General features: G+C 69.6%; 9 protein-coding genes and 3 pseudogenes. 5 read left to right on the forward strand and 7 right to left on the reverse strand.

What is annotated here, in order from left to right; all coding sequences use genetic code 11:
* Positions 1–1210 (forward strand): annotated as a pseudogene (locus HTZ82_RS29310) (hypothetical protein); the annotation flags it as partial.
* Positions 1211–1293: 83 nt separating this feature from the next.
* On the opposite strand, the gene HTZ82_RS29315 reads toward HTZ82_RS29310, so the two are convergent.
* The 4 genes from HTZ82_RS29315 to HTZ82_RS29330 all read right to left on the reverse strand — a co-directional run bounded on the left by HTZ82_RS29315 (position 1294) and on the right by HTZ82_RS29330 (position 5308).
* Positions 1294–2946, reverse strand: coding sequence for a long-chain fatty acid--CoA ligase (locus HTZ82_RS29315; protein WP_175412418.1), 1653 nt, complete (start codon positions 2944–2946; stop codon positions 1294–1296).
* A 181-nt stretch (positions 2947–3127) separates the two neighbouring features.
* The gene (locus HTZ82_RS29320; RefSeq protein ID WP_175412419.1) at positions 3128–3688 is read right to left on the reverse strand and encodes a SigE family RNA polymerase sigma factor; all 561 of its coding nucleotides are present in this window, start codon (positions 3686–3688) and stop codon (positions 3128–3130) included.
* Between the two features lie 317 nt (positions 3689–4005).
* Positions 4006–4311, reverse strand: coding sequence for a hypothetical protein (locus HTZ82_RS29325; protein ID WP_175412420.1), 306 nt, complete (start codon positions 4309–4311; stop codon positions 4006–4008).
* A gap of 238 nt (positions 4312–4549) precedes the next feature.
* Complete coding sequence (locus HTZ82_RS29330) at positions 4550–5308, reverse strand: DUF817 domain-containing protein (RefSeq protein WP_175412424.1); 759 nt, start codon at positions 5306–5308, stop codon at positions 4550–4552.
* Positions 5309–5552: 244 nt separating this feature from the next.
* Here HTZ82_RS29330 and HTZ82_RS29335 point away from each other — a divergent pair, with 244 nt between their 5' ends.
* From HTZ82_RS29335 to HTZ82_RS29345, 3 genes and pseudogenes are all read left to right on the forward strand, one after another.
* Positions 5553–5723 carry a hypothetical protein gene (locus tag HTZ82_RS29335; RefSeq protein WP_175412421.1) on the forward strand — a complete coding sequence of 57 codons (171 nt, stop codon included), beginning with the start codon at positions 5553–5555 and terminating at the stop codon, positions 5721–5723.
* Between the two features lie 873 nt (positions 5724–6596).
* Positions 6597–7343: a right-handed parallel beta-helix repeat-containing protein gene (locus HTZ82_RS29340; RefSeq protein ID WP_175412422.1), complete on the forward strand. Its 747-nt coding sequence runs from the start codon at positions 6597–6599 to the stop codon at positions 7341–7343.
* A gap of 100 nt (positions 7344–7443) precedes the next feature.
* Positions 7444–8038, forward strand: a pseudogene (locus HTZ82_RS29345) (IS5 family transposase); the annotation flags it as partial.
* A gap of 249 nt (positions 8039–8287) precedes the next feature.
* Here HTZ82_RS29345 and HTZ82_RS29350 read toward each other — a convergent pair.
* Together HTZ82_RS29350 and HTZ82_RS29355 are read right to left on the reverse strand one after the other, a co-directional pair.
* Positions 8288–8686, reverse strand: coding sequence for a hypothetical protein (locus HTZ82_RS29350; protein ID WP_254712200.1), 399 nt, complete (start codon positions 8684–8686; stop codon positions 8288–8290).
* A 10-nt stretch (positions 8687–8696) separates the two neighbouring features.
* Positions 8697–9659, reverse strand: a complete 963-nt coding sequence (locus HTZ82_RS29355) for a hypothetical protein (RefSeq protein WP_175412423.1) — start codon at positions 9657–9659, stop codon at positions 8697–8699.
* 113 nt (positions 9660–9772) lie between these two features.
* Between HTZ82_RS29355 and HTZ82_RS29360 the strand changes: the two genes are divergently transcribed.
* Positions 9773–10447 carry a hypothetical protein gene (locus HTZ82_RS29360; RefSeq protein ID WP_254712201.1) on the forward strand — a complete coding sequence of 225 codons (675 nt, stop codon included), beginning with the start codon at positions 9773–9775 and terminating at the stop codon, positions 10445–10447.
* Between the two features lie 155 nt (positions 10448–10602).
* On the opposite strand, the pseudogene HTZ82_RS29365 reads toward HTZ82_RS29360, so the two are convergent.
* Positions 10603–10807, reverse strand: a pseudogene (locus HTZ82_RS29365) (IS5/IS1182 family transposase); the annotation flags it as partial.

The following is a 10807-nucleotide window of genomic DNA, read 5'->3' on the forward strand; positions in this document are numbered from 1 at the left end:
CTCCACCCAGGGCCGGGCGTTCAGCGTCCGTACGCTGGGCCAGGGCGTGCCGTTCGCCCAGCAGACGGGCGCAGCCCCGGCTCCCTCCGGGCGGCGCCGCAAGCTGGCCACGCCCCCGGAGGGCGACCGGCCGCAGGCGGCGGACACGGCGACGCCTGCCCGTCCGATGCCGGGCGCCGGCCCCCATCCCGTACCGCAGGCGACCCCCGCGAGCGGAACGCCCGCCACCGAGACCCCACCGGCCCCACCGGCCCCATCGGCCCCGCAGGCGCAGCCGCAACGGCCCGCGCCACCACAGCCACACCCGCACCCACACCCACATCCACACCCACAGCCGCTCCTGGCCACGCCGCCCAGCGAGGGCCGCGCGTACGAGATAGGGGCACCGGACGAGGGCGCGGACGAGGGCCCGGAGCCGCTGGACGGCCCGGGTGGCGCCGTAGAGGTCGCCAACGAGCCGCAGCCGCAGCCCGTCGACGACGAGCTGCCGCCCGAGCCCCTGGACAACCCGCGCCGGCTCCTGGTCTGGCCGGCCCCGGACGTCGCCACGCAGCAGGCGCTCAGCGAGCGCGGCTACCGGCCGGTGATCGTGCACTCGCGCGAGGAGGTGGACGCGCAGATCGCCGCGTTCCCGGCCGCGCTGTTCGTGGACCCGCTGACCGGGCCCATCACCCGTACGGCGCTGCAGGCGCTGCGGCAGGCCGCGGTGGCCGCCGAGGTGCCGGTGCTGCTGGCGGCCGGGCTCGGGCAGGCGACGCGGGAGGCCGCGTACGGCGCCGATCCCGCCGTCCTCCTCAAGGCCCTGGCCCCGCGGGACAGCGAGCAGCACCCGTCGCGTGTCCTCCTGATCGAGGAGCACGACGAGATCGCGGGCGCGCTGACGACGGCACTGGAACGGCGCGGGATGCAGGTCCAGCGTGCGGCGGCGGACAGCGACGCGGTCGCGATGGCGACCCAGCTCCGGCCGAACCTGGTGGTCATGGACCTGATGCAGGTACGCCGCCGGCGCGCGGGGATCATCGACTGGCTCCGCGCGAACGGCCACCTGAACCGCACGCCGCTCGTCGTCTACACCTCGGCCGGCCTGGACGAGGCCGAACTGACCGGACTGGCGTCGGGCGAGACCGTCCTGTTCCTGGCGGAACGCTCGACCAGCGCCGAGGTCCAGTCCCGCATCGTCGACCTCCTGGCGAAGATCGGCACCAACTGAACGACGAGGGGTGCCCCCGCGTCCGCCGCCGTTGCGCGGCCGGACGCAGGGACACCCCTCACCACTCCTACAGCCCTACAGCCCTACAGCCGCGTGACGTCCAGCTCCCCCTCCGCGTACTGCTTCCTGATCACCTTCTTGTCGAACTTGCCGACGCTCGTCTTCGGCACCGCCGGGACGATCGCCCAGCGCTCGGGGAGCTGCCACTTGGCGATGCCGGCGCCCACGAGGAAGTCGCGGAGGGCGGCGTAGTCGGCGCCGGCGCCGTCCCTGAGGACGACGGTCGCGAGGGGGCGTTCGCCCCACTTCTCGTCGGGGACGGCGACGACCGCGGCCTCGCCGATGTCCGGGTGGCCCATCAGGGCGTTCTCCAGCTCGACGGACGAGATCCACTCGCCGCCGGACTTGATGACGTCCTTGGCGCGGTCGGTGAGGGTGAGGAAGCCGTCCGGCGTGATCACGCCGACGTCGCCGGTCTTGAGCCAGCCGTCGGCACTGAACTTGTCCTCGGGGCGGAGGGGTTCGCCGGACGCGCCGCCGTAGTAGGCGCCCGCGATCCACGGGCCGCGGACCTCCAGTTCGCCGGCCGACTCGCCGTCCCAGGGCAGGACGTCACCGCCGGGGCCGATCAGCCGCGCCTCGACGCCGGCCGGGAAGCGGCCCTGCGTGACGCGGTACGGCCACTCCTCCTCGGCGGTCAGCCCGGCCGGCGGGTTCGAGATGCTGCCGAGCGGGGACGTCTCCGTCATCCCCCAGGCGTGGCAGAGGCGGACACCCAGCTTGTCGTACGCCTCCATCAGCGACGGCGGGCAGGCGGCGCCGCCGATGGTGACGGTCGCCATGGACGAGATGTCGCGGGGGTTCGCGGTGACCTCGGCGAGCAGGCCCTGCCAGATGGTCGGCACGGCGGCGGCGTGCGTCGGCCGCTCCCTCTCGATCATCTCGGCGAGCGGGGCGGGCTGCAGGAAGCGGTCCGGCATCAGCATGTTCACGCCGGTCATGAAGGTGGCGTGCGGCAGACCCCAGGCGTTCACATGGAACTGCGGCACGACCACGAGCGTCGTGTCACGCTCGGTCAGACCCATCGACTCGGCCATGTTGACCTGCATCGAGTGCAGGTAGACGGAGCGGTGCGAGTAGACGACGCCCTTCGGGTCGCCGGTCGTGCCGGAGGTGTAGCACATGGCGGCGGCCTGGCGTTCGTCGAGCTCGGGCCAGTCGTACGAGGCCGGGCGCCCGGCGATCAGCTCCTCGTAGTCGTGGACGCGCGGGGCCGCGCCGTCGAGGACGGAGCGGTCGCCGGGCCCCGACACGACGACGTGCTCGACCGTCGGGAGGTGCGGGAGCAGCGGGGCGAGGAGGGGGAGGAGGGTGCCGTTGACCAGGACGACGCGGTCGGCGGCGTGGTTGACGATCCAGACGAGCTGCTCGGGGGGAAGGCGCAGGTTGAGGGTGTGCAGGACGGCGCCCATGGAGGGGATCGCCAGGTACGCCTCCACGTGCTCGGCGTTGTTCCACATGAGGGTGGCGACCCGGTCGTCGCCGGTGACGCCGAGCTCGTCGCGCAGGGCGTTCGCGAGCTGGGTGGCACGGGCGCCCGCCTCGGCGAAGCTGCGGCGGTGCGGCTGCTCCGGATCGCCGGTCCAGGTGGTGATCTGCGACTTCCCGTGGATCGTCATCCCGTGGTGCAGGATGCGGGTGACGGTCAGCGGTACGTCCTGCATGGTGCTCAGCACGGCGTCCTCCCGATGGGCGCGCTCGCTACGCGGCAGTGGGCCAGGTAGTGCAGTAAGGGTGTGCAGATTCTGCGCCCATACCACGCGGTATGTCACTACCCAGGGGTAGCCGGATTCCCTCGCACCCACGAACGCCCTGGTGCGCGCCTGCCGTGCCTGCGGCGCCCGCCGTGCCCACCGCCTACCGGACCGGTGCGAGCTCCGGATCCTCGCGGAGCTTGCCGAGCGCCCGCGAGACGGCGCTCTTCACCGTACCCACGGAGACCCCCAGCACGGCGGCCGTCTGGGCCTCGCTGAGGTCCTCGTAGTACCGCAGGACGACCATGGCACGCTGCCGGTCGGGCAGCCGCATCACCGCACGCCACATCGCGTCGTGCAGCGCCTGCCGCTCGGCGGCGTCGGGCTGGTCCGGCTGTCCGGGCGGCTCGGGCAGCTCGTCGCAGGCGAACTCGTCGACCTTGCGCTTGCGCCACTGCGACGTGCGCGTGTTGACGAGGGCACGTCGTACGTAGCCGTCGAGGGCGCGGTGGTCCTCGATGCGCTCCCAGGCGACGAACGTCTTGGCGAGGGCGGTCTGCAGCAGATCCTCGGCGTCGCTCGGGTTCGCGGTCAGCGACCGGGCGGTACGCAGCAGGACGGGTCCCCGGACCCGTACGTACGAGGAGAACGACGGGTATCCGGTGGCGCCGGTCGTGGCGGGTGTGGAGGCACCGGCGCAGACGGGCCCATAGGTCGCGGTCATGGCATCCACGCTAGGAGCGCGCCGCCCTGCGGGGATCGCCCCCAGGTCCCGAACCCGGGTCCGCCTCAGGTCGGAGTGGTGGCGCGGACCCCACCTCCTGAAGGTGGACGGGCGGGGGCCGGGCGCCTAGGGGGCGGACGCCCGAACGAGGCCCACGAACGAGGCGCACGAACGAGGCCCGTAAACGAGGAGGCGCACGAACGAGGCCCGTAAACGAGGAGGCACACGCGCGACGGCCCGCACCCGGCACCGTGGTGGTGCCGTGGTGCGGGCCGTCGCCGCTCACCCCTCCGTCATGACCCCCGTCGGGCCGTAGCTCACCACAGGTGGGTGAAATTCACCGTGGCGTTCCCCTGGTCGATCGCCGTCCAGGCGGAGCCGTTCACGCTCGCGGTGTTGTTCTGGTTGGAGGCACCGGAACCGGTGGCCACCTGCTGGGTGGTGGTCGAGTTGCCGGAATTCTCGCCGCCCACGCCGCTGCCGATGATCGTGGCGACGGAAGCGTTGGATCCGTCGTTCGCGAAACCACCGTTGTCGGCCTGCGCGACGCCCCCGAAGAGGGCGGCGGCCAGCGGAAGCGCGGCGACAGCGGCGAGAACGCGAGCGGTACGGATGCTTGCCATGTGATTCCTCCAGGAACCGGGATGCAGAAGTGCGGAAGCACTGAACTACGGCTGGTACCAAGGCAGTTGGCCGACCGCCTCGGTGTTTTCTCGACGTCGCGGTTCAAGACTTGCCCACCGAATCCCCGGCGAACCAGCCAGGAGAGACCAATTCCCCCTGAAGCGTGATGACAAGTCGATAAACCACCTTCATCACCCGGAATCCCGCAAGACGCCTGCCACCCCAAGAGAAGAATCGTTACGGCGCAGTTTTGCGCCAATCTTCCCGCCATCCGCGCTCCACCAGCACGAACGTCACGCTGATCAGCAGCGCCCAGGCACCGAACTTCGACAGGGCCACCGGCTGCCAGCCGTCCAGCTGGTGCGGATAGCTCCAGGCACCGACGTACGTGGCGGCGTTCTCGGCCACCCACAGGAAGAACCCGATCAGGACGAAGGAGAGCCAGAGCGGCATCCGGTAACGGTGCTCCCCCACCGTGAACCACACCCACGTACCCGCCGTCGCGGCGAGCAGCGCCGCCGCGAGCAGCCAGCGGGCGTCGGGCAGCCAGTGGTGGGTGAAGAAGTTGACGTACACGCCGACCGCGAGGACACCGGTCGCGGTGGCGCGGTACCCGGTGAGGCCGAGCCCGAAGAGCCGCCAGGCCCGGCAGACGTAGCTGCCGACCGCCGCGTACAGGAACCCTCCGTACAGGGGCACGCCGGCGACCTTCAGGACGGCGTCCTCCGGGTAGCTCCACGACCCGAGCTGCACCTTGACCAGCTCGAAGAGCAGCCCGATGGCGTGACAGGCGGCGATCACGCCGGTGTCGCGGGCGGTGTCCCAGCCGACGCGCCGGGCGAGGACGGCGAGCAGCACGCCGTACACGAACAGCAGGTCGTACCGGGCGACGGGCAGATCGGGCAGCAGGGTGGACGCGCCGATCCCGCCGACGAGCGCCACGGCGAAGGCGCAGCAGCGCAACTGCACCACCCCGAACCTGCCCAGCTGCCGCATCCCGCGCCATATCGCATCCGCCACGTTCCCGTCCCCCTCCGGTGCCCGTCGTCCTAGGGGGAGGACGCGCGGAGCGCCCGAAACGGTTTTCACCAACGACGATCGCGACGGCCCACCCCGTGAACCGGGCCCGCCGGGAGAAGCGCGGAGAAGCAGCCGCCGCGGATGCCGCTGACGACCTCGTGCCCTGCGCCCAGGGCAGCCTCCCCGCCAACCTTGTACGGTGCCTGCCAAGGGGGCTGCCATGCATGATCAGAGCTGGGACGACGACACCGACTACAAGTCGGCTGTGAGACGCACGCGGATCACGATGGCAATCGCTTTGACCGTGGTCCTGTTGGTGCTCGGGATCGGTGCTGTCGTCATCCTCGGCATATCGCTGTTCGTGGACCTCGTGGAGGTGCTCGGCCGGTAGCCGGGCCCCCTCGCGTTCCCATGGAACGGGGATCACGGGGAACACCAGGCAGTCACGGTGCACGGACATGCGAACGACCCCTGGTCCTGGCTACCTGGTCACGGTGGCACCGACTCCTACCGCCTCACCAGCACCCGAGCCCGAACCGAACAGACCGCAGCTGGCTGAAACCGCTGGACTGCTGGTCAGGGCACCTGTCAGGCTCCCGCCTCGTGGAGATAGTCGACGTCCTCACCAACATGGCGAAGACAGGCCGACTGGGCCCGGTGTTCAGCGGAGCTGACTGGAACGACGTGACCGCAGCACTCGGCGAGCCGTGGGACATCGGAACAATGAGCCGGAACAGAAAGTGGCCGAGGCTCTTTGCCTACGGAGACCTTGAACTGAGTGTCTGCCGCTGCCGCAAGGTCTCCCTCATCAGCGTCCAGACCTGGCGTGACGTCGTCGAACTCCCCCCGTCGGTTGTCGGAGGGACGGGCACCTTCCCGGCAGGACTCAGGCACACGGACATCGTTTCCGCCTTGGACAAGGCCGGCTGTTCCCGGGAGCCCTGCCCTCCACAGACCTTCGGTCGGATGTCGCCCAGAGCGACGTACTCGGCCGAGGACCCGCCGCCCCCAGGGTTCGGCTCTCCCGTGATCGCCAGGCAGTCATTGTCATCGTGGTCCTCACAGCCGACGACCCCTGTCCCGGCGCCCCGGACAGGCCGCTGACCAGCCCGGACAGCCGTACGACTGTCCCGGACACCGAAAGCCATGGCCGGACAGGATCCGGTGGCCCAGGCTCGGTTGCGACGACCGACCTCCCCGCGGGGGAGAGAGACCAGTCGCCAGGCCCCACCACCCCATCCGACAACCGGACAGGAGTCGCCCCATGCCCACACACCGCCCACGTGCACGTCGTCTCGTACCGACGGCCGCCCTCACCACTGCCCTCGGCACCGCGCTGCTGCTCGGCGGCCTGCCAGAGGCGAGCTGGGGTGCGACTGCCTCCAAGTACCCGGGGCAGGTGAAGTGTCCCAAGGGCGACTACCAGCTGTGCATCGATGGCGGCCCCGGCGGCTTCACCATCAGCGGCAGGACGTTCTCCGGCCACGCCAACGCGATCTTGTTGAGGAACGTTGCGAACGTCACGGTCAGCGGAAACACGTTCAAGAACCTCAGTGGCTCCACCGGTTACGCCGCCGTCCACGTGAAGAACTCCTCCGGCATCGTGATCCGGAAGAACACCTTCTCCGGGCTGCGCAACGGCGGGAAGATGCACGGGGTCTACCTGGTGCAGACCTCGGGCAGCAGCATCACGGGCAACAAGTTCTCCTCGATCACCGGCGACCCCGTGCGGATCAGGGACGGCAGCCGGAACAATACGGTGAGCGGGAACACCTTCACCAAGTCCGGCTGGTACGCCATGTTCAGTGAGTGGGGCCGGCTGGAGAAGGGCGAGTCCTGTGGTCGCGGCAACACGTTCAAGAACAACAAGTACGGAACTGGATACTCCGGGAAACGGCTCCCGCTGATCAAGTGGGGAGGAAAGGGTGGCGGCCGCACCGGCCTCAAGCTCACCTGGAACAACTGCAAGAAGCCGAGCATCGTCAACAAAGGCGGCAACACCAAGCTGTAGGGCCGACACCAGAAGGCCCGTCCCGGCGAGCGGTGGCGCAATGCCGTCACGGTACGGGTCTAGAGCATGTCTCCTTGATGGATGGGTCAGTTGATCGGATGTGTCTGTCCGGTTAGTGATCACTGATGCGATATGGGGCCGGATCGAGCCGCTGATGCCGCCCGATCCGGCCCGTGGACGACGGTGGGCCGTGGACGGCACGTGGGAACGGATCCTCGCGGCTGTCCTTACAGGGGCGGATGCTGGCGACGGCGTGGGCTGGACCATCTCGGTGGACTCCACCGTCTGCCGGGTCACCAGCATTCGGCCGAAGCAAGGAATAGGGGGGCGCCCGACCGGTCCGAGCCGGAGGAATACGCCCTCGGACGCTCCCGCGGCGGCTTGAGCACGAAGGTCCACTCGGCTAGTGACAGCCGGGCGCGGCCTCTGTCCCTCCATGTCACCGCGGGCCAGGCTGGTGACGCGCCGGCCTTCGAGGCCGTCATGGCCGGAATCCGGGTCCCGCGAAGAGGACTCGGCAGGCCAAGAACCCGTCCTGCGGTCGTCCTTGCTGATCGCGGTTACTCATCCCGCGCGATCGTGGGCACCTCCGTCGACGCGGCATCCGTGCCGTTATCCCACAGCCCGCCGACCAGATGGGCCACCGTCTGCGGCGAGGCCGCGCCGGAGGCCGCCCGCCCGGCTTCGACGCTGAGACGCCTTGGTGCCCCGGATCCGGCGGACGTACTACGGCGCCGACTGACGCGCGGTTGAGACGGCGGACATCGTGGTTCTCGCTTCGTTGTGCGAGATCGTCTACAAGGTTCCCGTGCGCTGGTGAAGGCGTCCTCACCTGTGTGCCGCCTGTTCGGCCGAGCATGGAAACGACACGAAGGTCCGGGACCGTGGAGGGCCCCGGACCTTCGTGTGTGGGCGTTGCAGAAGTAGCCGGGCTCGTGGCGCCGTCAGGCGGCCAGGCCGACCGAGAGAACGCCGCCCCCTGCGGCAACCAAGAACGCCAGTCCCTGCGACCAGCGCGGAGCCTGGTCGGGGCGGCCCCGTGTCGCCAGGACCATGACCGAGTTGGCGGCCAGTGCCGGGAGCAGCACTCCGAACAGCGCGAACGTCCCGATGGTGGACAGGGTCAACTGCAGCGGGACCGTGAAAGCGGCCGCGGCCACAGCGAGTGCGGCGATCCCGTACAGGATGCCGGACACGTGGGTGATGTCATCCCGCCTGTGCGGTTCCGCCCCACGCTTCTTGTAGTGGTTCCAGTGGCGCCGTTCGGTGCCGACCCGCGCCAGCACCATGACCGCGACCTCGACCGCCAGAGCGACGACGGCCACCTTCTCAATGACACTCAAGGAAGTCACCTCACTTCTGGCACGCGTTGGAAATGGCGGTGATGCCGATGAAGGCCTTGACCGCCTCGCGCTCCTTGGAGCCGACGCGCTTGCCGTTGACAAAGCGCCAGATAATGGTGGCGGTCTTCTTGGCGCCGTACTTCTTGAAGAGGGCCACGGCGCGGACGACCTTGATGCTGGATCCTGCAGGGAGGAAGGTGAGCAGGACGCCGGCGACGGCCGCGCCGCACTTGGCCACGAACTTCGTCTGGTCCCACCAGCTGGGGTCGGCGACGACCGGGAAAGCGGTGTTCTTGTCGAAGGCGACGGTCTGGACGAGCGCCCCGTCCTCGACACGGTAGGACGTCGGCACCGCCTCACCGCGGGCGTCCTTGGCCCAGGGGGCGTCGAAGGTGCCCAGCACCTCGTCGCCCTTGCTGACGGTGACACTTCCGTCCTGCTGCTTCTCCGCAACAGCACCGTCGGGCAGGTGGAGGTCGAAGCGGTACTCCTTGGCCGCGGAGGCGTTGTTGATGACGACCAGGGAACGGACGCCGTTGACGGTCGGCTGGACGGCGACGTCGGTGGCCGAGTCCGCACCCGAGTAGACGATCGTCCCGTTGTCGGTCGCGGTCGCGGAGGACTTGGCTACGTCCGGCAAGCCGATCCCCACGGTGCTGCCGTCCGCGGCGGTGGCCTCCACGACGCCCTGTGTGGTGGCAGGAGCGGTGACGGTGCTCACCCCGTCTTCGGTGGCCGCCACCGCGCGCATCGAGCCCTCGGGCGTGGTCGCGGCGGGCAGGATGTCGGCCGTACCCGTGGCCTTCTCGACCACCGCGGCAGCCTGGGCGGCCGCGGTCGTCGGCTTCTCGTCGCCACTCCGAGCAGGTGCCGCGTGGGCCGCGGTGGTGGTGAAGACGGCGGCAGCGGCGACGGTCGCCACAGCCATGGTCGTACGGCGCAGAGCGGTACGGGAAAGGTTCCCCGTGTACATGGTGTTCCCCCTTGGGTCTTGCAGATGGACACGGTGACGCCTGCTGGTCAGGCAGAACGCCGAGGTGCCCACTCGGTCGTGACCAACCCCATCAAGAGCGAGAACGCCAGGCTGTGACGGAGGCCATAATTCCGCCTCAGAAGTCACTCAAATCCTCTTCGAGCTCACTGCGCCGAAACGCGCAGGTCAACGACCAAGGACACGTCCACGACCACGCCCCCCGGAAGTCCGACTGCACACTGCCCGAGGACGACGACGAGTGGGGAGAGCTCCGCCTCTCGGAGAGCCGACCGGAGGTCGCCAGGGGCTGGACGGACGAGGGCACACCGTACGAGAAGCGCGGCCTGAAGCGCCGCGCCCGCACGGCAACCCGCTCGGTCCCCATCCCTCCGGTCCTGGTACGGCTCCTGCGCGACCACATCAAGCGGTACGGCACAGCCCCCGACGGCCGCCTCTTCCGCGCCGCCAGCGGCGGCAGGGTCCGCTCAACGGAGTACTGCGACCTGTGGAAGGCGGCCCGCGAAGAAGCCCTCACACCACATGAGTTCGAGTCACCGCTGGCCGAAACGCCCTACGCGAACCGCCACGCCGGCATCTCCCTGCTGATCCTGGCCGGCATCGAGCCACCCGAGGTCGCCCGCCGAGCAGGCCACAGCCTGGCCGTCCTGTACCACGTCTACGCCAAGATCCTCCGCGGCCGCGAAACCCACGCCAACGAACTCATCTCTGCTGCTCTCCGAGAGCCCGCTGCCCCGCCTGAGGGCGGCGGGCGGAAGGGCCCGCTCTAAGGGGCCAAAGCCCTCTTGCGCAGCTTGCCTGTGACAGTGTTACGCGCCCCCTTCAAGGCTTAGCCACCTCGCAAATCAGCAGGTCATGGCCTTGCACGGGGCGCTCGCATGCCCATGTGGTCAGCGACTTGCGCGGCTAGGCCGTTTCTTTCGGATCATCTTGCCGACCAGATGAAGATGGCGGCGATGTGGAGTCCGGCGAGGTAGATGGTGGCGGTCTTGTCGTATCGAGTGGCCAGACCGCGCCACTGCTTGAGTTTGTTGATGCACCGCTCGACGGTGTTCCGCTGCTTGTAGGCCTCGGGGTCGAAGGCTGGCGGGCGGCCGCCCCGGCTGCCGAGGCGCTTGCGGTTGGCGGCC

Source organism: Streptomyces sp. TRM64462, from assembly GCF_013362995.1.
Lineage (GTDB): Bacteria > Actinomycetota > Actinomycetes > Streptomycetales > Streptomycetaceae > Streptomyces.

Bases quoted from the DNA above. Each gene is read 5' to 3' on its own strand.
- HTZ82_RS29320 (WP_175412419.1), bottom strand. From the start codon at position 3,688: ATGACCGCGACCTATGGGCCCGTCTGCGCCGGTGCCTCCACACCCGCC.
- HTZ82_RS29325 (WP_175412420.1), bottom strand. From the start codon at position 4,311: ATGGCAAGCATCCGTACCGCTCGCGTTCTCGCCGCTGTCGCCGCGCTT.
- HTZ82_RS29330 (WP_175412424.1), bottom strand. From the start codon at position 5,308: ATGCGGCAGCTGGGCAGGTTCGGGGTGGTGCAGTTGCGCTGCTGCGCC.
- HTZ82_RS29335 (WP_175412421.1), top strand. From the start codon at position 5,553: ATGCATGATCAGAGCTGGGACGACGACACCGACTACAAGTCGGCTGTG.
- HTZ82_RS29340 (WP_175412422.1), top strand. From the start codon at position 6,597: ATGCCCACACACCGCCCACGTGCACGTCGTCTCGTACCGACGGCCGCC.
- HTZ82_RS29355 (WP_175412423.1), bottom strand. From the start codon at position 9,659: ATGTACACGGGGAACCTTTCCCGTACCGCTCTGCGCCGTACGACCATG.